Source organism: Flavobacterium cyclinae, assembly GCF_021172145.1.
Taxonomy (GTDB): domain Bacteria; phylum Bacteroidota; class Bacteroidia; order Flavobacteriales; family Flavobacteriaceae; genus Flavobacterium; species Flavobacterium cyclinae.
Map to the genome: position 1 here is coordinate 875,048 of NZ_CP089095.1, position 24,981 is coordinate 900,028.

Annotated in this window: 26 protein-coding genes and 1 tRNA gene; 19 read left to right on the plus strand and 8 right to left on the minus strand. The window is 29.0% G+C overall.

What is annotated here, in order from left to right:
* Position 1 precedes the first annotated feature (1 nt).
* The 17 genes from LOS86_RS04130 to LOS86_RS04210 all read left to right on the plus strand — a co-directional run bounded on the left by LOS86_RS04130 (position 2) and on the right by LOS86_RS04210 (position 17,169).
* Positions 2-727: a DUF4339 domain-containing protein gene (locus LOS86_RS04130; RefSeq protein WP_231843374.1), complete on the plus strand. Its 726-nt coding sequence runs from the start codon at positions 2-4 to the stop codon at positions 725-727.
* Between the two features lie 719 nt (positions 728-1,446).
* Complete coding sequence (locus LOS86_RS04135) at positions 1,447-2,205, plus strand: hypothetical protein (protein WP_231843375.1); 759 nt, start codon at positions 1,447-1,449, stop codon at positions 2,203-2,205.
* The gene (locus LOS86_RS04140; RefSeq protein WP_231843376.1) at positions 2,202-2,693 is read left to right on the plus strand and encodes a hypothetical protein; all 492 of its coding nucleotides are present in this window, start codon (positions 2,202-2,204) and stop codon (positions 2,691-2,693) included. The genes LOS86_RS04135 and LOS86_RS04140 overlap by 4 nt, the downstream gene beginning before the upstream one ends.
* Before the next feature lie 146 nt (positions 2,694-2,839).
* Positions 2,840-3,178: a plasmid mobilization protein gene (locus LOS86_RS04145; RefSeq protein ID WP_231843377.1), complete on the plus strand. Its 339-nt coding sequence runs from the start codon at positions 2,840-2,842 to the stop codon at positions 3,176-3,178.
* A 4-nt stretch (positions 3,179-3,182) separates the two neighbouring features.
* Positions 3,183-4,133 carry a relaxase/mobilization nuclease domain-containing protein gene (locus tag LOS86_RS04150; RefSeq protein ID WP_231843378.1) on the plus strand — a complete coding sequence of 317 codons (951 nt, stop codon included), beginning with the start codon at positions 3,183-3,185 and terminating at the stop codon, positions 4,131-4,133.
* A 4-nt stretch (positions 4,134-4,137) separates the two neighbouring features.
* Positions 4,138-4,326, plus strand: a complete 189-nt coding sequence (locus LOS86_RS04155; protein ID WP_231843379.1) for a hypothetical protein — start codon at positions 4,138-4,140, stop codon at positions 4,324-4,326.
* Between the two features lie 255 nt (positions 4,327-4,581).
* On the plus strand, positions 4,582-5,115 hold the full coding sequence (locus LOS86_RS04160) for a hypothetical protein (protein WP_231843380.1): 534 nt from the start codon (positions 4,582-4,584) through the stop codon (positions 5,113-5,115).
* An 8-nt stretch (positions 5,116-5,123) separates the two neighbouring features.
* Positions 5,124-5,537: a hypothetical protein gene (locus LOS86_RS04165; protein ID WP_231843381.1), complete on the plus strand. Its 414-nt coding sequence runs from the start codon at positions 5,124-5,126 to the stop codon at positions 5,535-5,537.
* Between the two features lie 183 nt (positions 5,538-5,720).
* Entirely contained in the window at positions 5,721-6,536 is an 816-nt protein-coding gene (locus tag LOS86_RS04170) for a type IV toxin-antitoxin system AbiEi family antitoxin domain-containing protein (RefSeq protein WP_231843382.1), read from the plus strand.
* The gene (locus LOS86_RS04175) at positions 6,533-7,327 is read left to right on the plus strand and encodes a nucleotidyl transferase AbiEii/AbiGii toxin family protein (RefSeq protein ID WP_231843383.1); all 795 of its coding nucleotides are present in this window, start codon (positions 6,533-6,535) and stop codon (positions 7,325-7,327) included. Before LOS86_RS04170 ends, LOS86_RS04175 begins: the two co-directional genes overlap by 4 nt.
* Positions 7,328-7,357: 30 nt before the next feature.
* Entirely contained in the window at positions 7,358-10,150 is a 2,793-nt protein-coding gene (locus LOS86_RS04180; protein ID WP_231843384.1) for a type I restriction endonuclease subunit R, read from the plus strand.
* The gene (locus LOS86_RS04185; RefSeq protein ID WP_231843385.1) at positions 10,150-10,524 is read left to right on the plus strand and encodes a hypothetical protein; all 375 of its coding nucleotides are present in this window, start codon (positions 10,150-10,152) and stop codon (positions 10,522-10,524) included. The genes LOS86_RS04180 and LOS86_RS04185 overlap by 1 nt, the downstream gene beginning before the upstream one ends.
* A 5-nt stretch (positions 10,525-10,529) precedes the next feature.
* Entirely contained in the window at positions 10,530-12,107 is a 1,578-nt protein-coding gene (locus tag LOS86_RS04190; protein WP_231843386.1) for a type I restriction-modification system subunit M, read from the plus strand.
* A complete protein-coding gene (locus LOS86_RS04195; RefSeq protein WP_231843387.1) occupies positions 12,104-13,885 on the plus strand; it encodes a restriction endonuclease subunit S in 1,782 nt (593 codons plus the stop codon). Before LOS86_RS04190 ends, LOS86_RS04195 begins: the two co-directional genes overlap by 4 nt.
* A gap of 7 nt (positions 13,886-13,892) precedes the next feature.
* Positions 13,893-15,590: a restriction system-associated AAA family ATPase gene (locus LOS86_RS04200; RefSeq protein ID WP_231843388.1), complete on the plus strand. Its 1,698-nt coding sequence runs from the start codon at positions 13,893-13,895 to the stop codon at positions 15,588-15,590.
* The gene (locus LOS86_RS04205; RefSeq protein WP_231843389.1) at positions 15,587-16,624 is read left to right on the plus strand and encodes a hypothetical protein; all 1,038 of its coding nucleotides are present in this window, start codon (positions 15,587-15,589) and stop codon (positions 16,622-16,624) included. Before LOS86_RS04200 ends, LOS86_RS04205 begins: the two co-directional genes overlap by 4 nt.
* Positions 16,625-16,626: 2 nt before the next feature.
* Positions 16,627-17,169, plus strand: a complete 543-nt coding sequence (locus tag LOS86_RS04210) for a hypothetical protein (protein WP_231843390.1) — start codon at positions 16,627-16,629, stop codon at positions 17,167-17,169.
* A gap of 277 nt (positions 17,170-17,446) precedes the next feature.
* Here the strand turns inward: LOS86_RS04210 and LOS86_RS04215 are convergent, their stop codons facing one another.
* The 7 genes from LOS86_RS04215 to LOS86_RS04245 form a co-directional block, all read right to left on the minus strand.
* Positions 17,447-17,803, minus strand: a complete 357-nt coding sequence (locus tag LOS86_RS04215) for a ubiquitination-like system serine protease family protein (RefSeq protein ID WP_231843391.1) — start codon at positions 17,801-17,803, stop codon at positions 17,447-17,449.
* A complete protein-coding gene (locus LOS86_RS04220) occupies positions 17,787-18,962 on the minus strand; it encodes a ThiF family adenylyltransferase (RefSeq protein ID WP_231843392.1) in 1,176 nt (391 codons plus the stop codon). The genes LOS86_RS04215 and LOS86_RS04220 overlap by 17 nt, the downstream gene beginning before the upstream one ends.
* A complete protein-coding gene (locus LOS86_RS04225) occupies positions 18,937-19,632 on the minus strand; it encodes a multiubiquitin domain-containing protein (RefSeq protein ID WP_231843393.1) in 696 nt (231 codons plus the stop codon). Before LOS86_RS04225 ends, LOS86_RS04220 begins: the two co-directional genes overlap by 26 nt.
* Before the next feature lie 246 nt (positions 19,633-19,878).
* The gene (locus LOS86_RS04230; protein ID WP_231843394.1) at positions 19,879-20,379 is read right to left on the minus strand and encodes a PIN domain-containing protein; all 501 of its coding nucleotides are present in this window, start codon (positions 20,377-20,379) and stop codon (positions 19,879-19,881) included.
* On the minus strand, positions 20,376-21,452 hold the full coding sequence (locus LOS86_RS04235) for a helix-turn-helix domain-containing protein (protein ID WP_231843395.1): 1,077 nt from the start codon (positions 21,450-21,452) through the stop codon (positions 20,376-20,378). Before LOS86_RS04235 ends, LOS86_RS04230 begins: the two co-directional genes overlap by 4 nt.
* 124 nt (positions 21,453-21,576) lie before the next feature.
* On the minus strand, positions 21,577-22,800 hold the full coding sequence (locus LOS86_RS04240) for a tyrosine-type recombinase/integrase (RefSeq protein ID WP_231843396.1): 1,224 nt from the start codon (positions 22,798-22,800) through the stop codon (positions 21,577-21,579).
* A gap of 67 nt (positions 22,801-22,867) precedes the next feature.
* Positions 22,868-22,941, minus strand: a tRNA-Met gene (locus tag LOS86_RS04245).
* A 154-nt stretch (positions 22,942-23,095) separates the two neighbouring features.
* Here LOS86_RS04245 and LOS86_RS04250 point away from each other — a divergent pair.
* The gene (locus LOS86_RS04250; protein ID WP_231843397.1) at positions 23,096-23,488 is read left to right on the plus strand and encodes an START-like domain-containing protein; all 393 of its coding nucleotides are present in this window, start codon (positions 23,096-23,098) and stop codon (positions 23,486-23,488) included.
* Positions 23,489-23,540: 52 nt separating this feature from the next.
* The gene (locus tag LOS86_RS04255) at positions 23,541-24,380 is read left to right on the plus strand and encodes an aminotransferase class IV (protein WP_231843398.1); all 840 of its coding nucleotides are present in this window, start codon (positions 23,541-23,543) and stop codon (positions 24,378-24,380) included.
* On the opposite strand, the gene LOS86_RS04260 is transcribed toward LOS86_RS04255, so the two are convergent.
* A complete protein-coding gene (locus LOS86_RS04260; protein WP_231843399.1) occupies positions 24,373-24,933 on the minus strand; it encodes a YqgE/AlgH family protein in 561 nt (186 codons plus the stop codon). The genes LOS86_RS04255 and LOS86_RS04260 overlap by 8 nt on opposite strands.
* Between the last annotated feature and the right edge of the window lie 48 nt (positions 24,934-24,981).

The following is a 24,981-nucleotide window of genomic DNA, read 5'->3' on the forward strand; positions in this document are numbered from 1 at the left end:
GATGAAAACCTTTTTTTTATTCATTGACGGCGAACAACAAGGGCCATTTAATTTAGATGAACTAAAAACAAAAAAAATAGATAGAGCTACTAAAGTCTGGTTTGAAGGATTAGAAGATTGGAATAATGCTGAAGAGATAGAAGAATTAAAGTCAATTTTTGTTTCAATTCCACCTCCAATTAAAACATTATCATCACCACCACCAATAAATAAAGCACATCCTGAAGTTAATAATGAGCAGGAAGAAAAGATATTGGGATTAAGAAAAAAAACATTTTTTATATCTATTGGAATATTCGTTTTGCTTCTTTCATTAACATTTAAAATGATACAAAGCTTTCAAAAAGATGCGATTGAAAGAGAAAATAAAGAAACTGAAATTTACAACGAGCAGTTGAAAATTCAAAATGAAGAGATTGCCAAGCAAAAACAAATAATTGCCGAAAAAGAACGCTTGGAACAAGAACGAATTGAGAGAGAACGAGAAAAAGCCAGAAAAAAAAGAATAGATGAAATAGTTTCTGAAATGAACATTGCTCATGAAGAACTTAGGAAAGCTAACAAAAAACTAGTTGATGTCACAGCATTTAAGTTTTTGAGAAGTTCAAATCAAAGAGCGAATGAAATTGCTTTAGCTCAAGAAAATATTTCATTTTGGCAAAATAGCATAGCCGAGCTAGAAAAGGAAATGAAAAGATTAAATCCTAAGTGGGGAGAAATGGAATAGAATTCCATTTAGCATAAAGGAATACAAAAATGTATTAATACAAAAATATACTAATACAAAAATATATTTTTGTATATATGTATATATGTATATATGTATATATGTATATATGTATATATGTATATATGTATATATGTATATATGTATATTTTCTAATTATTTCTCAAACCCGTTGTAATTTCTTATAATTATAAAAAAACAGTTTTCTTTACCCTTAAGAAACTTATTGAAAATCAAATTTCGATGAATAGGAAAATTCATTTTTTAATCTTTTCTATAATTTAGTTTTATTTATAAATGAGTTTGAAAAAAAATTAGTTGTCATGAAGCAAGCCATGTTTTTGATAGCAAAAACGCTCCCTTTGGTCACATGGCTTGGCAGGGTTGCACCCCACACCCCGTTTGAGATTGATAGACTAGCAGAGCCAAATTTTTATTTTATTTTGATATTAATTGACAGAATAATATTGATTTTAATTGTTAGAAATTTTAATTTTCTGATACTTTTTTAAATAAAATTTAAAAGAGTAAATTATTGATTTTAAAAAAGTTAAAGTTATAAAATTTAAAAAATATCTAAATTCTCTATATTACCTCTTGAAATATTAAATTATTCTATATCAATTACTTATGTTTATTTTTTTTGTCTAAAAAGCTTTTTTATTCATTTCTAATTTCTATTTTTATCCAAAATAAAACAATAAAATTTTGATAAAAACATGGAATTATTTGCCTTAGAATTTAAAGATTACAACCACATTACATTAAAAAATGTAATTGATAAACAAATAAAAATAAAAGATCAATTGGCGATTAAATTATCATTAGATGAATTAAAATCTGTGCTATCAGTATTTTTTTCAATTCAATTTCATTTCAATGATAGTGTTACTCAAGATAAAAAGCTTTATAAAAAAGTAATATTTGAGGATGATGATTTAGTTAATATTACAAGAGATTTTGGAAGACAATTATTGGAAAATTTAGATGGCTTTAAAAAGGAAGAATTACTATCATTAGCAAATCAAGATTACGATATGAATATGATTTTCAAGAATGACAATCTAGATGACTTTGTTGAGAGAAATCTCATTAGTGATATGAATTTTAGAAGCATAGAATATGGTAGATTCTTTTTGAAAAATTTTTCAACTAAAGTTTTAAATTTTAATGAACATCATTTGAATTCCATCCAGATTAACGATGCTCTAAAAAAAGATAAGTACCCTTTAAAAACAATAGCTAAACAAATTACAGATTCAAATTCAAATTTATCAACTCAAGAAGGATTACTATTATCTTTTGTTTTAGATGAATATTTATTTAAAACCAATATCAATGCATTACAGCTTGGATTAGTGAGTTTTATTGTAAAAGAAAATATGTATAAGTTGTCCGATAATCTGAATATCTATGGAGAAGTATTAAATAAAAGTCTTAATAAAAAGTGGAAATTAAATAGAGGTTTAGGAATATGAATTATAATCTACAAGAAATTTTGAATATTTTGAAACCTTATTATAGAAAGGATTATAAAATTATAAGACATAATCAGGTTTTTGATCCCGATAGTTTTTTTATCTTTTTTAAAGATATGATGGATATTGCAGATAAATTAAAGGATTTTCGAATTGTGGTCAGTTTATGGAGAAGAAATGGATTGTTGGTTATTTTACAAGAGAAGTATTATAAACTGACATCCTACTCTGAAGCAGACATAGATATTGAAAAAATTGAAATTCTTGCAAAAGAAAGATTTAAATTCACAAACCGTGATAAATCTAAATTTAATCACCCAGAAGTTATTCATCCTAAAAATCCATTTCAATATTATGGTAATGATATGCATAGTTTGAATCATTACAGAGCTGCATTAGAACACCTTTTAGCATTTCCTAAAATATATATTTATGATGATGAAGCAATTAGTCACCTTGTTAAGTTATATGATAGGATAAAATCTTAGGAACTTTATTTTAGAGAACACCTAACCTGTTTTCTAACTCTAGTTTATCTTTTTACACCCACTTAAATTTGTCCTGTTGAACAAGTTTAAGTGGGTTTCTTATTTTGAATTTGACCCAATAATTATTCAAATTAAAAATAGAAAGTATGGCACGACCAAGAAAGAAATTAGATGAAATCAAGTTATTTCAAATTAACCTAAGAGTCACTTTAAATGAGCAAGTTCAATTAGAGGAAATAGCAAAAGCCAATGGTTTAAATTTAGTAGAATATATTAGACGAAGAGCTTTACAAAAACAGTTGCCAAAATTCACAATGTCAGGATTACAAAGAGATTTGCTTATTGAACTTTCTCGAATTGGAAACAACATCAATCAAATGTCAAAAAGAGTAAATCAAGGAAATCCTAATTTAAAAGGATTGGAAAGTGAATTATCGAATTTACACAAACAATTAAACGAAATTAAAAATCAATTATTAGCATAAATACATGATATCCAAGCAGATAAAGGGGGTTGATTTCTGTAATGTTTTGAAATACAATCAAAACAAAGTAGATAAAGGTGAAGCTATTATATTGGATTCCAATTTAGCATCTAGTTCGGTTATAAAACAAACCAAAGAGTTTAACGTGGTTCGGCAGCTTAAGCCCAACTTATCAAAAGCAGTTTATCATGTGAGCTTGAACTTACCCTATGAGGACGCAAATAAATTATCTGATGAGAAATTCGCAAACTTAGCAAGAGATTACCTTGTAGGAATGGGTTTCAAAGATAGTCAATACGTAATATATAAACACTTCGATAGGTATCATTCTCATATCCATATAGTTGCAAATCGAGTCAAGTATTCTGGTGATGTAGTAAGCGATTCACATGATTATAAACGAAGTGAAGCATTAATTAGAAAATTAGAACAGAAATACAACTTAACGGAATTCGTTCGAAAGGAACAATCTAATGTTTTATCAAAAGGTGAAATAGAAAAATGTTTACGAACTGGTGATGTTCCAGAACGTTTAGAATTACAAAATATTTTAATAGAAATTCTAAATCAAAATTTGTTGATGAAAGATTTTATTGATAAGCTCAAATTAAAAGGAGTCAATGTCAAAATCAATCAAAGTTTAACAACAGGATTTATATCAGGAATATCATTTGAATATAAAGGGACTTTTTACAAAGGAAGTAAAATACATAAAAACTTTTCTTGGAATAATATCAAAATTAAAATAATAACAGATGAACAAAACAGAAACTATTCTATTATTCCAGAAGATAATGCTGGAATTAGAGCAGCTAAAACAAAAACAGTTGGAGATGAAAAACTTATTAGTAAAATCTCACGAACTCATAACAGAGAATCAAGTGAAAATATCAAACAAAATCGACCAGCTAACGAAGAAATAAAAAACAAACCAAGATTTAGATTTAGAAGATAATTAAATGTTAAAAGCTGAAACTCTTTATAATATAATTCAAACCCTTTCGGAATCGGAAGTAGCTCGTTTTTATAAAATGATGGGGGTTCAGCCTACTTTGAAATCTAAACCTAAACAAAATAAAAAGAAACATTTAATTACAGACGCTGAAGCAACAGAATATTTACTTAAAAAGTTAAAAAGATACCCTTAGAAAATAAACTTTAATTTTAATTAAACAATAATTTTATTTCAAAAGAATAATCTAATTTTACAATAACAAAAATAATATTAATCGCGTAAGCTATTAAATAGGAACTCAGGAAACTAGGAACTTCCGTACAAGACATCCAAATTTAATAGACTTACGCCTGTGCAAAATACTTGCGTGGGCGTAGTCTTCTGGATGTCGGGCTTCCTAGTGCCTCTGAGTCTGCTGGCTATTGTCTCACGCATTTTTTTAGCACATATGAAAAACATCAAATCAAACCCAGCACATGAGTACGAAGTACTTTTTCCATTAGTTAATTTATTATTATTTGATAGTTCTGATTCTCTAGATTTTGAATCTAATTATGAAAAATTATCGGATAATTTTATTGAGGCAATTAATACAACTAATCCAACTGAAATAGAGGATAACTTTTTTACAAAAAGAGTTTACTTTTATTTAAAAGAATTGTCACCCAAAGGAAGAGAACATTTGTTTAATGTTATTTTTAATAATGATATTTTCATTAGTACTTTGACTATTGGTAATTTGCTAGAAAATGGTTTGTTACCAGATGAAAAAAATACATTATCAATCCAAAATAAAATTCTAATTGATTTATTAAATTATAGAGAGGAAGCAAAATTTAGTAGATCCCTAGTCATGTATTTTATTTTACAATTTGAATTTATTTTTTATTATGAATTTTCAGATTCAAAAATTATTTCCAAAATAGAATATAATAACATAATTGATAGATTAGGTAGTTTCAAAGAACCAACTTTTAAATAGAATTTAATATGGAAATTGAAAAAAATGATGTGCTAAATTGGTTCTGGAAATTCAGACCAGATTTGACAGTTGATGAAGATTTTGTTGAAGGTCTACATCAAGAATTTCTTCAAGCTAACAATAAATTATCTTTGGATGAAATTTCTTTTTACGGATTTGTTGTTTCAAATTATAAATCAGAAATCATAGACTTTATTTATAAGGCTTTAGAAGAAAATTGGTCAGAAATATATGAGAATTGGGAAACTAAAAACACAATATCCTTTCACATTAAAAACTTAAAGGAACTAATTGATTCCAAAGACCCAACGGAAAATCAAGAAGAATATCCTCATTTAGAGTTTAATGAAGAAAATATTAGAGAAATTTATTTGAATTTAATTGGTTATTACATTCAGAAAGCAAAAACCTTGAAAAATTGATTTCAAGGTTTTTTTATGCATGAAGTAATAAACATCTTTGCTATATTTCATTATAATGAGACTCTAATGCTAACATAAAATATACCATTTAGTTTATTTTTTTAATGATAAATAAACTATTTAGTTTATAATATATTATATTTGCGTAACACTACACATTGTGTAGTAGATAGCAAACAAAATATGCAAGTGAAATCAGGAATTCTAACATATAATTATTTAGAAGAGTATATTGATAGCGTTAGAGCTAAAGGAAGATATGCATTTACACTAGAAGAACTTAAAGATAAATTAGAAGTAACAGATAAAGCATTGCTTCAAAATCTATACCGCTTAAAAGCAAAAAATAAAATCGTTCAAATTCGGAAAGGCTTCTATACAATACTCCCAGCAGAGTATTCGAGATATGGTGTAATTCCGAGTAATATGTATTTGGATGATATGATGTTGTCACTAAATAAAAACTATTATTTAGGTTTAATCTCCGCAGCTGCTATTCATGGAGCGTCACATCAACAATCAATGGAAACATTTGTGATAACAGAAAAACCAGCTTTACGGGATATTAAAAACAAAAAACTAAAAATAAACTTTTTAGTAAAAAATGAGTGGAACAAAGAAGATATTAAAAAAGTAAAAACCGAAGCAGGTTATATTAATGTTTCTTCTCCAGAACTAACCGCATTAGATTTACTCTACTATGTAGATAAATTAGGAATGAATCGTGTGATTACAATTTTAAAAGAATTAGTTGAAGTAATCAAACCAAGTATATTAACTAAAACAGCTAAAAACTATTCGCAAATTGCAGCAGTACAACGATTAGGGTATTTATTAGAATATGAACTTGAAAATGATAAACTAAGCCATGCCGTTTATAATACAATCGCAGATAAAAAAGGAACGAATATACCTTTAATGCCAGGTAAGAATAAAAAAGGAACTACAAATACCAAATGGCGAATTATAAATAATATTAATATCGAAAGTGATTTATGATTCCAAAAAGATACATAGAAGAGTGGCGCGAGTTTGCTCCTTGGCCAGAAAACGGACAAGTAGAACAAGACTTAATTATTGAAAGAGCAATTGTAGAAATATTTGCCGATCCATTTCTGAATGAAAATCTTGCTTTTCGTGGCGGAACAGCTTTACATAAGTTATTCTTAAAACCTCAGGCGCGATATTCAGAAGATATAGACTTAGTACAAATAAAGCCTGGTCCAATAAAACCTATACTAGCTAGAATAAGAATAGTATTAGCAACATTTTTAGGAACAAAGAGAAATATTGAGACGAGTATTCACAACAATACGGCAACGTATAAATTTGAAACCGAAATACAGCCAATAATTCAAATGCGATTGAAAATTGAAATCAATTGTAGAGAGCATTTTACGGTATTGGGATTTCAAAAAGTACCTTTTGAAGTTAATAATGGATGGTTTTCTGGAAAATGCATGATAAACACCTATAAGATTGAAGAATTATTAGGAACAAAACTAAGAGCATTATACCAACGAAGAAAAGGAAGAGATTTATTTGATTTGGACTTTGCATTGACAAAACTTGAAATTGACACGAATAGGTTAATTCAATGCTACAAAGAATACATTAATTTTTCGGATGGTATTAACCCAACTAGTAAAATGTTTATAGCAAATATGGAAGAAAAAATGCAAGATGCTGAATTTAGAAACGACATCTTTACAATTTTAAGACCAGAGGTTGAGTATGATAATGATTTGGCTTATAAACTTATCAAAGATAAAATAATCAACAATATCTAAATTGTAAGATTAAATTATAAATAAAATAATTTGAAAAACGAAAAACATACTCGCAAAGAAATCATAGACAATCGCTTGAAACAAGCGGGTTGGAATATCAATGATAGAACTCAAGTAGTAGAAGAATTCGATATTATTATTGATGAAAATCTAGTAAAAGAAGCTCCAACTCCTTACGCTGGACATCAATATAGTGATTATGTTTTGCTAGGTAAAGATGGTAAGCCATTAGCTGTTGTTGAAGCTAAAAAATCAGCTGTTGATGCTGCAATAGGAAGAGAACAAGCCAAACAATATTGTTATAACATACAAAAGAAAACAGGACTACTACCATTCTGTTTTTACACTAACGGCAATGATATTTATTATTGGGATTTAGAAAACTATCCACCTAAAAAAGTTTATGGTTTTCCAACTCGTGATGATTTAGAGCGATATTTATATATCAAAAAAGCGCGTAAATCTCTAGTTGGTGAATTAATTAATACAAAAATCGCAGGTAGAGACTATCAAATTGCAGCTATTAGAGCTGTTATGGAAGCCATTGAAAAAAGAAGGCGTAAGTTTTTACTAATCATGGCAACAGGAACGGGTAAAACTAGAACTTGTATTGCATTAGTTGAAACACTTATGAAATCGGGTTGGGCAGAACGAGTTTTATTTTTAGTAGATAGAATTGCACTAAGAGATCAAACTTTAGAAGCATTCAAAGAACACTTGCCTAATGAACCAAGATGGCCTAATCAAGGAGAAAAAGAAATTTCAGCAGATAGAAGGATTTATATTTCTACCTATCCAACGATGCTGAATATTATAAGAAATGAAGAAAAATCATTGTCTCCTCACTTTTTTGATTTGATTATAATAGATGAAAGTCACAGAAGTATTTACAACACATATCAAGAAATTTTAGATTATTTCAATACAATTACTTTAGGATTGACAGCAACTCCTACTGATGTAATTGATCATAATACGTTTCAGCTTTTTGAATGTGAAGACGGATTACCAACATTTGCCTACACTTATGAAGAAGCGGTAAACAATATCCCTCCTTACTTGAGCAATTTTCAGGTTATGAAAATTAAAACAAAGTTTCAAGAAGATGGAATTAGCAAAAGAACGGTATCATTAGAAGACCAAAAGAAATTAATTTTAGAAGGTAAAGAAATTGAAGAGATTAATTTTGAAGGAACTGATTTAGAAAAAAAGGTTTCTAATAAAGGAACTAATGCTTTGATCGTTCGTGAATTCATGGAGGAATCAATCAAAGACGCTAATGGTGTTTTACCAGGTAAAACTATTTTCTTTTGTATGACGAAAGCGCATGCTAGAAGGATTGAAGAAATATTCGATGCTTTGTATCCTGAGTACAATGGAGAATTAGCAAAAGTACTTGTTAGTGATGACCCTAGAGTTTATGGAAAAGGAGGATTACTAGACCAATTTACGCATCAAGATATGCCAAGAATTGCTATCAGTGTGGATATGTTAGATACTGGTATTGATGTTCGTGAACTAGTTAATTTAGTATTTGCAAAACCGGTCTATTCATATACTAAATTTTGGCAAATGATTGGTCGTGGAACTCGTTTACTTGAACCAAGTAAGATGAAACCATGGTGTTCTGAAAAGAGTAACTTTTTAATTCTAGATTGTTGGGATAATTTTGATTACTTCAAATTGAATCCAAAAGGAAAAGAGATTAAAAGTCAAATTCCATTACCTGTTCGTTTATTTGGAATTCGTTTAGATAAAATTGAAAAAGCTATAGAACTAAATGAAAGTGAAATTATTAAAAATGAAAGTCTAAAGCTTCGCAAACAAATTGAAAATTTACCTCAAAATTCAGTAGTTATTTTAGATGCTAAGCATGAACTTCAAAGATTAGAAGATGAAAATTTCTGGAATCTATTAACTCAAGATAAAATTGATTTTCTTAGAAATGTAGTAAAACCTCTTTTAAGAACAATTTCAAATGTTGATTTTAAAGCAATGCGATTTGAAAAAGATATTGTTGAAGTTTCATTAGCTCGTTTAGCAGATGAAAAAGATAAGTTTGAAGCCTTAAAAGACAGCATTATAGAAGAAATATCTGAGTTACCTTTAACGGTAAATACAGTAGCAAAAGAAGAAAAATTAATCCGACAAGCTCAAACCAATCATTATTGGTCAAAAATTAAAGAAACAGACTTTGATGAGTTAATTGAAAAATTATGCCCATTAATGTATTTCCGAGAAAGTTTGGTTGTGCCATTAGGGACAGCTAAATATAATTTTAAAGATGTATTACATAACAAAGAATACATAGAGTTTGGTCCAGAGCATGAGTCACTTAGTATTGCAAAATACCGTGAAATGGTAGAACAAAAAGTAAATGAATTGGTCAAAGCAAATCCTTTGTTACAAAAGCTAAAATCAGGTAGGGATATTACTGAGGAAGAAGCGAAACAATTAGCAGAAGATTTACACAACGAAAAACCATTTATTACCGTAGATTTGCTACGAAGAGTTTACAACCACAGAAAAGCACAATTAGTACAATTCATAAAACACATTTTAGGAATTGAAGTGTTAGAAGCTTTTCCTGATACTGTTTCGAAATCTTTCGATTTATTTATTGAGCAGCACAGTTATTTAAACAGCCGTCAATTAGAATTTTTAAATCTTTTAAAATCATTCCTAATTGAAAAGGGTGAAGTAGAAAAACGAGATTTAATCAATGCTCCATTCACTAGAATTCATCCGGATGGCATTAGAGGTGTCTTTTCAAATGCAGAGATAAATGAAATAATTGTATTCATAGAAAAATTAGCTGCATAATGGATAAAGAAATCAGATTAAAATTAATTGAGTTTGCTCGTCTTAAAACAACCTGTACTTACTCACAGTTAAATGAACAATTACAATTACACCTCAATTTTGCTGACGCATCAGACAGAAGTTTAATTGGTGATTGGTTAGGTGAAATATCCATACATGAACACGAAAAAGGAAGACCTTTATTAAGCAGCCTGGTAACTCATAAAGATAAAATGCGAGAACAAGGCGATGGGTTTTATAAACTATGCGAAGGATTATTAGGAATTCCATGGCAAGAATTAAAAGCAGACAAAGAATGGGAAAACCAACAAATTGCAAAATGCTTTGAGTTTTGGACAAATCCAACAAATTATAAAAATTACAAAAACGATTAATAAAAATGTTAACACCAATATTAAAAAGTAAAGTTGCAACGCTGTGGGATAAATTTTGGAGCGGTGGTATATCAAATCCACTTAACGCGATAGAACAAATCACCTATTTGCTATTCATGAAGCAATTAGACGAAACCGATAAACGAAAAATGAGCAATGCTGATTTTTTAGGGGAAGAATATAAATCCATTTTTTCTGGAAAATATTTTCCACCAGGTGTAGATGAAAAAAATGAAGAAAATGCTGTAAATAAAGAATCACTTCGCTGGAGTTACTTTACAAAATTACCAAGTGACGATATGCTTCTTCATATACAAAGTAAGGTATTTCCTTTTATTAAACAGCTTGATGACGCTAATTCATTTTTTACAAAGCACATGGCTAATGCTGCTTTCTTAATTCCTAGCGGAAGAATGTTAACGGAAGCAGTTAAAACAATTGATGAAATATACAAGGAATTAGAAAAAGAAAACCGTTTTATTGATGCGCAGGGAGATTTTTATGAATATCTCTTAGACTCATTACGTAGCTCTGGGAAAAATGGACAATTTAGAACGCCGACACATATTATTGAACTAATTACAGAATTAGTTGAACCAAAATTAGGCCATAAAATTGCCGACCCTGCAAGTGGAACAGCAGGTTTTCTTTTAGCTGCTTATAAGTACATTATTACTGAATTTACAAGTGATGCTTACAAACAAAAAGATGACAATGGTTTTGTTAGAGGAACACTTGCAGATAAGTTGGTTGACGAACAAGCCAAAAAAATACTGAACGAAGAAACTTTTTATGGTTTTGACATTGACCCAACGATGATTCGTATTGGATTGATGAACCTAATGATGCATGGCATTACACAACCTAAAATCGACTATAAAGATACTTTAAGTAAAAATTATAACGAAGATAATTTTTACGATGTCGTAATGGCAAATCCACCATTTGCTGGTAGTATGGATAAAGGAGATTTAAACCCAAGTTTTACGGTTTCTTCTACCAAAAGTGAATTGTTATTCTTAGAGCGAATATACAAAATGCTTCGAATGGGAGGAACAGCTGGAGTAGTGATACCTCAAGGGGTTTTATTTGGAAGTGGAAAAGCTTTTATTACCGTTAGAAAATTATTAATTGACAAATGTGAACTAAAAGCGGTAATAGCCATGCCAAGCGGTGTTTTTAAACCATATGCAGGTGTAGCCTCTGCAATTTTGTTATTTACAAAAGGAGGCGAAACCAAAGACGTTTGGTTTTATGAAATGCAAGGCGATGGATGGAGTTTAGACGATAAGCGTAATCCTAAAACGCTGCCAAATGGAGACCGCGATTTTGAAGATTTACATGTTATCATTGATAAATACAAGAAAAGAAATCCTAAAAAAGAAACAGACCGTTCCAAACAAAATTTCTTTGTACCTAAACAGGAAATTATAGACAATGATTATGATTTAAGTTTAAGCAAATACAAAGAAAAAATTTATAAGGAAATCAAATATGATAAACCTAAATTAATTTTGGAAAAATTATCAAAATTGGAAGAATTGATTAAAAGTGAAATTGAAGAACTAAATAATATCCTATGATGAAGTTTGAGAAACTAAATAAAATTTTCACAATTCAAAAAGGAAAAAAAAATAATATCCTAGAAAATCCTGATAATGATTCAATCAGAGTTATTCAAATTGATGATTTAAGAAATAACAATAATATAAAATATACTAATGATATTAATGGACTTTTAATTAATGAAGAAGATATTTTAATAGCTTGGGATGGTGCAAATGTAGGAACTGTAGGTTATGGAAAAAAAGGTTATTTAGGTAGTACTTTGGCACAGTTAAAAATTATTAATGACAACAAATATCACTCAACATATTTAGGTTTATTTTTAAAAACTAAAAGTGATTTTTTTAAGAAGAATTCTACTGGCGCTACAATTCCACATATCCACAGAAAATCATTAGAGAGTTTATTAATACCAATTCCTGAAAACTTAGCTGACCAAATTCGCATTGCAGAAGTATTAACAAAAGTTGAAACTTTAATCCAAAAACGTAAAGATAGTATTGATCTATTGGATGATTTTCTAAGAAGTACTTTTTTGGATATGTTTGGGGATCCAGTTAAAAATGAAAAAAAATGGGAAATGGTAAAACTTTCTCAATTAGGGAGTTTAGACAGAGGTGTTTCTAAAAATAGACCTAGAAATGCACCTGAATTGTTAGGTGGCATTTATCCTCTTATTCAAACTGGTGAAGTATCAAATGCTGGATTATTTATTAAGGAATATAAAAACACATATTCAGAATTAGGTCTAAAACAAAGCAAATTATGGGATGAAGGGACATTGTTAATTACTATTGCCGCCAACATTGCTCAAACAAGTATATTAACATTTAAAGCATGTTTTCCTGATAGTGTTGTTGGTTTTAATTCTAACAAAAAAGAATCTAATGCAATTTATGTTCATTTTCTATTCAGTTTTTTTCAAAAAATCCTTGAATATAATGCACCATCATCAGCACAAAAAAATATTAATTTAGGAATATTAAGAGAATTAAAAGTTCCAAAACCACAATTAAAACTCCAAAACAAATTTGCTTCAATAGTAGAAAAAGCTGAAAATGTTAAAGAGCAATTTGAAGCGAGTTTAAATGAACTTGAAAAATTATTTGGTTCGCTTAGTCAAAAGGCATTTAAAGGAGAATTAGATTTAAGTAAACTAGATGTCAGTGCTCAAATAAATGAAATTGAAAAGAAAGTTGAAGCAGAAAGAGGTTTAGATATTAGTTTAGAAAACAAGCTAACCAAATCAATGCAGCAATTTATCAAACAAACGACAGATATTCAAAAAAGCATTGATATAGCCAATAATATGATACCAAAAGCTTTATTGAAACAAATTGAAACAATTAATAAAATTGCTACTCCTTTTCAAAAATTAAAGCCGTATCAAATTCCAGAATCTTTGTCACTTGCAATGAAATCGTTTGAAAGTATTAAGTCAATAACATCAACTTTAAATGAAGAGAAAAAATCCACTTGGTCTTCTATGCGTGATCTGGGAGAATTTGAAAGATTAGAATTTGATGAAACGGAAGGTTTAGAATTAATTGAAATAGTCTTTTCTAAGAGAAAAGAGGGATTTACATTTGAAGATTTTGAAACCCTATTAATCAAAGAAAAATTCAAGTATAGCTATAAACAAATACAACAATTTATTTTTAAACTTATTGCTGAGAAAAAACTAACACAGCATTTTTTGAGTAATAAAAAAGAAAATAGATTACTTCAATTAAAAGAAGACAAAAATGAGATTTTTTTTGGAGATGAACGCATTTGGTTAAAATATAATAAGTAAAAGAATTATGAAGCTTTTGAAACTTACCTTATTTAGTTCTTTTAGAGGTTTACCAAAAGGATTTGAATTAAATTTTAGAAAAGATAATTATACTGAAATAGACATTCATGACCCAATTTGTCTAGTTGGTTTAAACGGCAGTGGAAAATCCAATACACTTGAGGCGTTAAGTGAGATATTCTATTTTTTAGAACTCAAAACAATTGTTGAAGGTAAAGAAAAGCTAGATCTTGATACAAGATATAAAGACGTAGGTTTTGAAATTCATTATAAAATTAGCAAAAACAAATGGCTATTTGCATATAGTAGAATTATTGAACAAAACCTTCCCTTGTTGAATAAAAATGAAGATGTAATAATTATTTGTAGAAAAGAGATTGGGAAAGATTTAGCGATGTTTGTATCGCAATATTCAAATTTTAAAAATAGTTATCCATTAAATGAATCGATTTGGAAAGAAATCTTACCAAATAATGTAATAGGATATAGTAGTGGACAAAATGAATTAATTAGTAATCCGTTTATAAAACTAGATTATTACTATTTCGACCAATTTATAAAAAGCACAAGCGAAGATAATTTTGTAAGCAACACAAATGTTAACCGTATGTTTTTTATGGATTACAATTCTAATGAATTAGTTGTTTTGTCTAACTATTTATTTAATGATCATAAAGAATTCAAATGGAAAGACGAAAAAGAGTTTAACACTAAGCTCAAGATTAATGAATTACACTCATTTTCAATTACAATAAGATATAGAAATTATGATGGAAAACCAATTGAATTTCCATCTGAAATAAATCTTGGTATTGAAAAGTTAAAACAATGCGCTACTTCATATTATGATAATAGAGAGGAACTTGAAAAAAATACATCAAGAAGTAAAAGTGCAAGAATTACTATTTTAAATTTTTTTACAGACAAAACTGTTAGAAGTGCATTTCAAAAAACTTTTAACAGACCATTTGAAATATTCAAATTATTGTATTTATTGCGTTTAATGAATATACATTGCACAAGTCCAACAAATAGAAATAGTATTAAAAATGCATCAAGAGGAACTAATTTAAGTGACCTTATACCAAAACCAGCGATAGAAAATTTAGTTTTTAAAATTGATAATATCAATTTCATTAAAACAAATGTTGTTGAACCTGTTCCATATAAAAATTTAAGTGATGGTGAACATCAATTGTTACATGTTATTGGAACCTTACGTTTAATGCAAGAAAATGATACTTTTTTCATATTAGATGAACCAGAAACGCATTTTAATCCAGAATGGCGAGCTAAAATGATTAATCTTATAATGTCGAACAATCAAGTTGTCTTTAAAGAGCAAGATCACTTTATTACTTCTCATTCTCCATTTATTATTTCAGATTGTAAACCAAACAATGTATATATTTTTAATAGAGAAAAATCTGGAAAACTAAAAGTAGAAACCGCAGCACAAAAAAGGTTAAATACTTTTGGAACTTCGGTAAATATTCTTACTGAAGAAATCTTTAATAAAAATGAAAGCCAAGGAGATTATTCTAATAAAGAAATAAATAAAATAAAAAAACGAAAATTGGATAGTCCTGAAAAAATTCAAAAAGCAAAAGAGGATTCTAGGCTTTTAGGCGACTCTGTCGAAAAAACGTTGTTATTTAGAACATTATTATTAAAAGAAGAAAAAATAAAAAAAGATAAAGAATGATAAATACATATACTTTTTTTGATAGTCCTCATAATAAATTACATCAATTTATAATCGCTTTTTTTAACTCCATTGAATATGAAACAGGTGATTTTTCTGAAAATCTATTTGAAAAAGAATTTTATGATAATTTAGTTTCTAGACATACGGGAATTTTAAAGAAAAATTTACAAGACATCTATGATATTGTTAAAGATTGGAAACAACCAAAAAAAACAGCTTTTTGTGAAGCTATTAGACGTAGCAATAATATTGAAGCAATTTGTAACGGTACATTAAAACCATGGAAAGAAGATGATATTCCTATTGAAGTTAGAGAATTAACTAAAACATTATTTTTAAAACTTTATAATGATGTTTTAAAGGGCGCAATTTTTAAAGAGAAATATGGTGATAGAAAAAGTCACTACCATGGATTTAAAAAACATGCTACAAATGATTTGGAATTTTGTCCTGCATGCGGTATAGTAGAGATGAAAACTTATGAAGATAAAAAAACCGACCAATATGATCATTACTTACCAAAAGATATTTATCCATTATCATCTATAAATTTCAAAAATCTTGTTCCTATTTGTATTGATTGCAATTCAATTGAAATCAAAAGCAATAAAGATATTTTAAGTTATTCAGGAAAAGTATTTTATCCTTTTGATGAAAACAATAATGAAATTGAAATTGAGTTGAGCATTAATACAAATCATGTTGATTTATCAAAAATATTATGGAATATTAATTACTCATGTGCTACTAACAAAACCGATGAAATAACCGCTTGGAAAATGATTTATAATATTGAAAGCAGGCATAAGACTCATCTATCTGGTAGAATAATAAAATGGTATGGGTTCTACAACGAATACATGTGTGATAAAGATTGTGTCAATGACATCCCTGAACCAAAAAAAAGAGCAAACAGTTATTTGAGATCAATTAAAAACAGAAAAACTTTAGAAAAAAAAGCAATAGGTTTTTTGATTAATGACTTTGACTTAAAAGCTAGAGAAGAATCCAAAAAATATTCAAGATTTTAATAATGAATTTAAAAGAAGATATTCAAACATATATAGAAGCGAATGGAAAACATTTACAAAATGTAAAAACGGCTTTTGAAAATTTCGATTTAAAAGAAACTATTGAAAAAGCAGCAAAGGCTATTGATCCAACAAATGATAATAAAATGTTTAGTCATCAAAGAAGGGTTGGTTACAAAGTTGCTTATAGTGGTTATGAATCATTAAAAGAAAGAGAAAACGACTTGAGAAACTGTCGAAGTTTTGAAGAAATACTAGAAATAACAAATGAAGTTTCAAAACAAATCTTTAGACTTGGACAATTATGGAGTTACGATACTGCTTTAAGAATTGGTTTCCAAAAGAAAGTATATCCCAAAAATGTTTATTTACAAGCAGGAGTTTTAAAAGGATATAAAAAAATCTTCAATCGAAATCCTAAAGATAGATTTGAAGAAAAAAACAAGTTTCCAAAAGAACTACAAATTCTTGAACCATATGAAATTGAAAACTTTTTATGTATCTGGGGAAATAACAAAAAAACAAATCCTGTTAGATGTAATTAATTTTGTTTAAATTTACATTATGAATTTAGAAAGTATCATATCAATTCTAGCAGATGTAGTGGCGATTTTATTAGCCGCTAAAAATGATACACCATTAATTTCCCTTTTTAAAAAAACCTTTTTTTAACTTTTTTTGACCCACTAATTTTAGTGTGTCACAAACTTTTCTTATTTCATAAGCCTTAGGACCTTTTCAGGATTCAAACCTGTGACCTACATAAATGTAAAAACAAAAAAAAACAGGTCTTATTTACCCGTTTTTTTTGTGCATAAAGACTTATCTTTTCTTCTTTTTTTTCCTTTTAAAAAAGAAGTTTTTCTTTTTCTTTTCATCTTTTTGAACTCCGTCATTTATTTCATCTGACGACCAAATTCTAGCAAATTCAACCTTACTTTTTCTAATAAAATAATGAGATTGACATGTAAAATTCCAATTGCCAATAGAAGGAGATAAACTAATGGTTTCTCCATCAAAAGTCATTTTCCAATCCGTTGGTGAAAAAGGAGTAACAACCTCATTGTTACAGCCACACACACATTTGTGTATGGCTGTACAATAAGTAAGCGAAATATATAATATTCCATCTTCCAATACTTCTGGAATAAACTCTACAAACTTATGCTGTAACTTCATCACTTGTCAATTGATTAACATTAATAGAGTAAGTACTATGATGCTCTTCTCGTAGATCTTGATAGAAACCACATAGCTTTTTCCATTTAATAACTGCTAAAACGGCATTCAAACAATTCAACTCAGCTATTTGAATGTTAGTGTTATAATCGTTATTATCTTCATTAACAAAAGGAATTCTATCAGCTAAATGATTATGTTTTTCATGAGTTCCAGTTGTAACTCTAACAGTACCAATCAAAGAATCATCTAACGCATTTACACCAAGACCTACATCTATAAATGGAATATTGCTTTTTAACAAAAATTGAATAATCAACTTTCTGGAAACATCATTATCAATACATATAAACACAAAAGACATCGTTGATAGTTCTTTCATATTATCTGTTGAAACATAACTGTGATGTGCAGTAATTTTTTGATGAATTTTTGAATACTGATTAAAATAATAGTCAACCTTTGATGGCACAGTGTCTAAATCTTCCTTTCCAGCAGCTCCAGGAGAACGAAATGCATTATGTTGCGAAAACACGTCGCCATCATAAAGATGAATTTCACTCACAGGAGTTTTTGAAAGTAAATCTAGAATGTATGCACCTGTTCCACCCAACCCAATTATAGCAATTTTTTGACCTTTAACTTTTTCATTAATAAGATTAATTTTCGCTCTACCGGAATTAGTATCAATATATTGAAAAACATCAGTATCAATTGCGTTTTCTCTAATTCTGAAAGTCTTTTCAGTAACTAACGGATCAATGTTTTTAGCCGGTGAACTTAGAATTTTGCTATAAGTAGATACTTTTTCATAATAATCAACATAACCACTTTGTGGTTTGTTGGAAAAAGAAAAATTAATCACAATTCCATGACCAAGGTTTTGTTGATTGGAATGTTGAATAGCTGTGATGATACTACCATCAGCATTGCAAGGATATTCACCTATAAAATTGATAACGTGTGTACTTGGTTTAATAGTCCTTTGACTATTAGCCAATGACAATTCACTAACCAAAATACCATATTTAACTTCTCTAAGATGAGTTACATAAGGTATATGGTGGATAAGTAAATATCCACCTTTAACCTCAAGTTCATAACCTTCATCTTGTAACCTTTTAAGGTCGGGACTATGATTTATTAGTTGCTGTAACATTGAAAACCATTTTATTAGTTACAAAAACTTTATCATCTTTAACCATGCTGCCTTCAGGATTTTGATGAGGACCTTTAGCATAGGTTACAGTATAAACTGTATTTGGATTTTCCTGATAATTCCCAAATGCCAATTCAACAACTTGTTTAAAACTTATTGTTTTTTGGTTCCACTGCTTTTCTCTACCATTAACAATGATAATAAATTCAGTAACTTCCTTTTTAGAGTAGAATTTTTCTTTGCCAGGTCTAGCTAAATCTACGATTTCATCGTCCTCAATTAAATCGTCTTCCCAAGGTTGTTTATTATCCAAGTAGATTTGGAAATCAGCTGCTATATTTCCCTGTCTTCTAATTTGAGAACCTTTGATATACTGCTTATCAGTTTCAAAGTTTTTTCCATCAATAGAATACTTTAATTTCTGCTTGATGTAAAATTGCTCAATTCCTGGTCTTGCCAAGTCAACAGTTTCGTCGTTCAAAATAGCGTCATCTTTCCAAGGTTCAACTATATCTAAGAATAATTCATAATCAAGAGGAAGTCCTCTCAATTCTTTCAGTTGTTTTCCGGTGATAAACTGCTCAAACCATTCAAACTTTTTGCCTTCAATAATTAATTCTAACGAAGGTCTTTTACTGTGGTCATTCTGACCATCTTTTTGTGTATTCATGATACTTTATTTTTTAATTTTTTAAAATATTTTAACACTCCTATTCCTTTAAAAACTCTTGGAGATTTGAGTTTCAAGCGGTTTTGTTGCTAAAAAATTTGTTTTTCTCAAAAAACATAGTAGTTTTACACAACAAAATAGAGGGATACTGAGGTGATAAGCCTAAGTATTTTAAAGTCACGCAACTTAATTCCCTATAACCCAATCCGTACCGCCAAGTTCGATTGGGTTTTTTTATTTATCAGCTCATATTTTTAATTTCTTAATTATCTTATCTATTTCTTCAATTGGTAATCTATCATTAACTGTTTTGAGTTCCTCTAACAGAGTAATGGCTTTAGACTTATACAATATATTTTCTTCTACCAATTTCTCAATAACCCAAATACTACCGTGAACTTCAATACCGTGTTCTTTAGCTTCTAATTTCAATTTTCTATCACAGGTAAGTAATGCACAGTTAAGTTGAATTGATTTCCAAAGCATTGTTTTATCTGGTAATGATTTGAGGTTTCTCTTTGTTGCAAATTGATTTACTGCATCTTGCTCTTCATCAGTTAACATAATCACATTTAACTTTTGTGACCTTTTATAAACTTCAAACTCAACAACCTGATTCGCTATTACAATTTCATTATATACAAATGAAGTGGTAGAGATTTCTGCTTTCAAAGCAAAAAACTCTGGTAAAATCTCCAACTGATAGAGATCAAATAGTACACTTACATCTGTAATAATTAATTTCATACCAATAATTTCATTTTACCACGCAATTGCCAAGCTGTTATACCTGAAAAATAAGCCGCTTCATTAATTGTCAGAACTTCTTTTGCCAAACCCAAATACACCAATCGTTCCATTCGGGTTGGTTCTTCTTTACTTCTGTACCTACCAGGTTCACTATTAGGAACATGATAACCTCTTTTTTTATAGCCAACATGGAACTTTCTTAAAATAAAATCGTTCAAGATACCTAATCGATGTGCTCTATGAAAAATAGCAGTAAACGATATTCCCCAACGTTCTTTTATAATTTCTAACTCTTTTTGATAGAAGTGAAAACGTTGTTTATGCAGCTCTTTTTTAGCCATTTCTTCTGGATATAGTACAGCACAAGCAAAGACATGACATAATTTTTCTTCTTCTGCATGCTTCAAATCTTTTGAGAAAGTCAATGCATGATGTGCCAATTCATGCAATGCTGTAAATCGTTTTCTAACCACATCATCATTAGCATTAATACTCTTTTTTAATACAATAATTTTTCTATCTCCAACAGTAGCTTTCATACCATCAAAAGCATCATTAACTAAAAGATCAATCACTTTGTAACCTTTATCTTCAAGCATTTCAACAACATCCGGTATTGGGTCATATCCTAAATTCCACTCTTCTCGCAGTTTTTTTGCAGCATCCTCAGCATCTTCGGCAGTCTTAATTTCTTTGTCAAAAGTAAAATAGTCATACTTCTCATTTAACTGAAGAATATCCTCCAATTCAAAATACCTTTCAAAACAATCTTTAGCTTTTTCAATAACAGAAGCTTCTTCGGTTTTAGACAGCTTTGAACTGTATTTTCTAAAATCAATATTCTCAAATTCAACTTTAATACTAGGCACCGAGTAAAAATAATCTATAGAAACATTTAATGAGTTAGCCAATGCAATTAAAACTTCACTATCTGGCTTCATGACACCTTGCTCATATTTATTCAAAGACTGCTTGCTAACTAGATTATCTAGTTTGTCGGCGAGTCCTTGAAGAGACAAACCCGCCATTCTTCTGGCAGATTGTAGTCTATTTGCAAATACATTTTCCATAATTAAAGATTTAAACTATCAGTTTGTTGACAAAAATACAAAAAAAATATTATTTGTCAACAAATAGATTCAAAATAATTATTAACAAGTAATATTTTTTTAAACTTTAGGTTTCTTTTTTGTTTTACAAAAATCTTGAATAATCTTCAGGAATATATGCATTTATTTCCCTTAAGTATTTTCTTAACGCCGTTTTACTTGTATGCCCCGTTATAGCCATGATATTGGATTCGGCTTCCTCTGGTGTCATTTCTTTAATAAAGGTGTTGTAAAGCTTCGTTATAAAAGTATGTCTAAAGCTATACAATCCGTAATCTTTGCCTAATTTGAATTTCTTTTTAACTTCTAGGAAATAATCAGAATAATCATTTCTTCTGCTAGTTTCTGTAGCTTCCCAGTATTGTCCGAAATCTTTTCTTCCGAATAAATATGTATCTTTAGGGTATTTAGTGATATCAGGTATTTCATCAATTAGAACTTGAGGAATTCGCTTTAATTTGAAGCCTGTTTTAGTTTTAATCTTTAAAATTTTGTCATTTAAGTCTATATCACCTATTGTAATACGATTAACTTCTACAGGTCTTAAAAAGTTGTATGAAATGAATTTGACATACAAGGAAAGTAACTTATTATTCTTATCTAAATAGTCAAATATTTTAGTTTCCTCTGAACTAGTGTAAGATTTATTCTTTTCAGGATTACTTTTTAAAACTGGAATTTTGTGAATAAAATTATCAGATATGATTTCATTATCTGCCAAAACCGTAAAGATTGAACTAATATCGGTTCTAGTATTATTTCTGTTTTTAGCTGAGGTAGCAATTAAAACTTCATTTAGATAGGTTGTAATTACTTTTTTATTGACAGAAGATACCAATCTATTTTTAAAACCATTTTCGTTTAGCCATTTTTCAAAACGTAGAATTCTTCCTTCTAAACCTTTATAAGAGGTTTCAGCTAATGTGCTTTTTTTGATATTTAAAGCAAATTCAAAAGCTTCTTTAATGGATTTACTATTAGATTCTTCTTCAAAATTGAATTTATTTTCAGGATTGTATGGATTGAATCCGTCTTTTAAAAGAAGTGACAAATTTCTTTGCATGGTTTTTAGCCACAACAATCTCTCTCTTTTTTCTAAGTGTTGAGGAGCATAAATGTTGTTTGGAAATCTTTCAAGTGGTCCATCTGACTTCTTTCGAAAAGAAAAATACACATACCAGCGCTTTGCTAAATCACCATTAGCATCATATATCTTTGGTTCGGAGTATTTTTTCTTTTCTTTCAAAGCGTGTTCAAAATCGTGTTCAAAACCGTGTTCATTTTTCAAATATCGTAAAATTTTTGACATAAAAAAAGCAGGATTAAATTGCTCTAATCCTGCTTAAAATCTAACTTTTTGATTTTTAAAAAACTTGTAGCGAAGACGGGAGTTGAACCCGTGACCTCAGGGTTATGAATCCTGCGCTCTAACCAACTGAGCTACCTCGCCAAATGTTGGTCTTACATCCTTGCTGAATGCGGGTGCAAATATAAAACTAATTCTTTTGTTTGCAAATATTTTTTCACTAAAATAAATTAAAATATTTTTTTTGTTTATTAGATTAATTCTATATATATTTCGAATCTGAAAAATAAAAACGACTATGAGTGTAAAAGTAAAGTACGAATTAGAATTTCCTATACAATCTTCGCCACAATTATTATATCAATATATTTCTACTCCTTCTGGATTATCAGAATGGTTTGCTGATAATGTAAATTCTAGAGGTGAATTTTTTACTTTTATTTGGGATGACTCTGAAGAAAAAGCAAGATTAGCATCTAAAAAAACAGGGGAAAGAATTAAATTCAAATGGTTAGACGAAGACGGCAATGAAACAGATTATTTTTTCGAAATGAAAATTATAGAAGATGAAATCACTAAAGATGTTTCCATAGTAGTATCCGATTTTGCTCACTCTGATGAATTGGAAGAATCAAAACTTTTGTGGGAAAATCAAATTTCAGACCTAAAACATGTATTAGGTTCCGTTTAAAAACTCGATAATATCAACTATATTTGTCCCGATTTTTAAATCGGGATTTTTTATGGTAAATTACAACGGAAATATTCAGGAGAGCAGTTCAATTTCAATTGAAAATAACAGAGGTTTTTTATTTGGAGATAGTGTTTTTGAAACTATCAAAGTAATGGACAACAAAGTATTGTTTCTTGAGGATCACTATTTTAGATTGATGGCTTCTATGCGAATATGCCGAATGGAAATTCCTATGAATTTTACTATGGAATACTTTGAATCCCAAATAGTAACGCTAATTTCTTCTCTTGAAAAAAATAATTCATATCGTGTTCGTTTCTCCGTATATAGAGAATCAGAAGGATTTTATTTGCCAAAGTCAAGAAATGTTCAGTTTATCGTTACAGCCTCGCCTTTAAGTTCCGATTTGTATAGTATTGGAAAAGAAAACTACGAAGTAGAATTATACAAAGATTTTTACATTCAAAAGCAATTGTTATCTGCTCTAAAAACCAATAATAAAATGCTTCAAATTACAGGAAGTATTTTTGCTAGCGAAAATGGTTATGATAATTGTTTGGTACTTAATGATGAAAAAAATGTTGTAGAAGCCTTGCAAAGCAATCTATTTATGAAAACAGGAAATGTAGTGGTCACACCACCTGTTTCTGACGGATGTTTGAATGGAATTATGCGCAAACAAGTATTAGAAATTTTAAAAAAAATAGAAGGAATTGAAGTGAATGAAATTTCTATTTCACCTTTCGATTTGCAAAAAGCAGATGAGTTGTTTTTAACCAATGTAATTTCAGGTATTCAACCCATTACTAAATACAGAAAAAAAGAATACACAACCGAATTTGCATCGGAAGTAGTAAAGCGTTTAAATGCTAAAATCCGTCTTAGTTAAGCATTGGATTTTCAGGAGAATTAGAAAACAAGACATAGTCGCCCCCTTGTTCTATTATTTTTTCCTTCCACATAGCTGTGCTAGCCTTAGCTAATAGATTATTTTCAGAAGTGTTTTCAGAAATTATCCAGGCATTTTCTTGCATTTCCATTTCTAATTGATTGAAACTCCATCCGCTGTAGCCAAGAAAAAAACGAATATTCTCTTTGGTAATTTTTCCTTCATTTATGAGGTTTTTTGTGGCTTCAAAATCACCACCCCAATAAATTCCGTTAGAAATCTCTACGCTATTAGGAATGATTTCTGGGATGTTGTGTATGAAATACAAATTATCCTGTTCTACAGGGCCGCCATTATAAATTTTAAAGGTTGCCTCAATTTCTGGTAACAAGTCATTTATAGTATAGCTTAAAGGTTTGTTTAATATAAAACCTACAGAACCATCACTATTATGCTCTGCTAAAAGTACTACAGAGCGATTGAAAGAAACATCACCTAACATGGAAGGTTCTGCTATTAACAAATGACCTTTTTTGGGTAGCGTTGTTATCATATTTCTATAGTTTGTGAATGTAAGTTAGCAAAAAATTCATACAAAATC

What these genes read in the sequence shown, in the direction of transcription:
- LOS86_RS04130 (WP_231843374.1), top strand. Translation starts at nt 2, where the DNA reads ATGAAAACCTTTTTTTTATTCATTGACGGCGAACAACAAGGGCCATTT.
- LOS86_RS04135 (WP_231843375.1), top strand. Translation starts at nt 1,447, where the DNA reads ATGGAATTATTTGCCTTAGAATTTAAAGATTACAACCACATTACATTA.
- LOS86_RS04140 (WP_231843376.1), top strand. Translation starts at nt 2,202, where the DNA reads ATGAATTATAATCTACAAGAAATTTTGAATATTTTGAAACCTTATTAT.
- LOS86_RS04145 (WP_231843377.1), top strand. Translation starts at nt 2,840, where the DNA reads ATGGCACGACCAAGAAAGAAATTAGATGAAATCAAGTTATTTCAAATT.
- LOS86_RS04150 (WP_231843378.1), top strand. Translation starts at nt 3,183, where the DNA reads ATGATATCCAAGCAGATAAAGGGGGTTGATTTCTGTAATGTTTTGAAA.
- LOS86_RS04155 (WP_231843379.1), top strand. Translation starts at nt 4,138, where the DNA reads ATGTTAAAAGCTGAAACTCTTTATAATATAATTCAAACCCTTTCGGAA.
- LOS86_RS04160 (WP_231843380.1), top strand. Translation starts at nt 4,582, where the DNA reads ATGAAAAACATCAAATCAAACCCAGCACATGAGTACGAAGTACTTTTT.
- LOS86_RS04165 (WP_231843381.1), top strand. Translation starts at nt 5,124, where the DNA reads ATGGAAATTGAAAAAAATGATGTGCTAAATTGGTTCTGGAAATTCAGA.
- LOS86_RS04170 (WP_231843382.1), top strand. Translation starts at nt 5,721, where the DNA reads ATGCAAGTGAAATCAGGAATTCTAACATATAATTATTTAGAAGAGTAT.
- LOS86_RS04175 (WP_231843383.1), top strand. Translation starts at nt 6,533, where the DNA reads ATGATTCCAAAAAGATACATAGAAGAGTGGCGCGAGTTTGCTCCTTGG.
- LOS86_RS04185 (WP_231843385.1), top strand. Translation starts at nt 10,150, where the DNA reads ATGGATAAAGAAATCAGATTAAAATTAATTGAGTTTGCTCGTCTTAAA.
- LOS86_RS04190 (WP_231843386.1), top strand. Translation starts at nt 10,530, where the DNA reads ATGTTAACACCAATATTAAAAAGTAAAGTTGCAACGCTGTGGGATAAA.
- LOS86_RS04195 (WP_231843387.1), top strand. Translation starts at nt 12,104, where the DNA reads ATGATGAAGTTTGAGAAACTAAATAAAATTTTCACAATTCAAAAAGGA.
- LOS86_RS04200 (WP_231843388.1), top strand. Translation starts at nt 13,893, where the DNA reads ATGAAGCTTTTGAAACTTACCTTATTTAGTTCTTTTAGAGGTTTACCA.
- LOS86_RS04205 (WP_231843389.1), top strand. Translation starts at nt 15,587, where the DNA reads ATGATAAATACATATACTTTTTTTGATAGTCCTCATAATAAATTACAT.
- LOS86_RS04210 (WP_231843390.1), top strand. Translation starts at nt 16,627, where the DNA reads ATGAATTTAAAAGAAGATATTCAAACATATATAGAAGCGAATGGAAAA.
- LOS86_RS04215 (WP_231843391.1), bottom strand. Translation starts at nt 17,803, where the DNA reads ATGAAGTTACAGCATAAGTTTGTAGAGTTTATTCCAGAAGTATTGGAA.
- LOS86_RS04220 (WP_231843392.1), bottom strand. Translation starts at nt 18,962, where the DNA reads ATGTTACAGCAACTAATAAATCATAGTCCCGACCTTAAAAGGTTACAA.
- LOS86_RS04225 (WP_231843393.1), bottom strand. Translation starts at nt 19,632, where the DNA reads ATGAATACACAAAAAGATGGTCAGAATGACCACAGTAAAAGACCTTCG.
- LOS86_RS04230 (WP_231843394.1), bottom strand. Translation starts at nt 20,379, where the DNA reads ATGAAATTAATTATTACAGATGTAAGTGTACTATTTGATCTCTATCAG.
- LOS86_RS04235 (WP_231843395.1), bottom strand. Translation starts at nt 21,452, where the DNA reads ATGGAAAATGTATTTGCAAATAGACTACAATCTGCCAGAAGAATGGCG.
- LOS86_RS04240 (WP_231843396.1), bottom strand. Translation starts at nt 22,800, where the DNA reads ATGTCAAAAATTTTACGATATTTGAAAAATGAACACGGTTTTGAACAC.
- LOS86_RS04250 (WP_231843397.1), top strand. Translation starts at nt 23,096, where the DNA reads ATGAGTGTAAAAGTAAAGTACGAATTAGAATTTCCTATACAATCTTCG.
- LOS86_RS04255 (WP_231843398.1), top strand. Translation starts at nt 23,541, where the DNA reads ATGGTAAATTACAACGGAAATATTCAGGAGAGCAGTTCAATTTCAATT.
- LOS86_RS04260 (WP_231843399.1), bottom strand. Translation starts at nt 24,933, where the DNA reads ATGATAACAACGCTACCCAAAAAAGGTCATTTGTTAATAGCAGAACCT.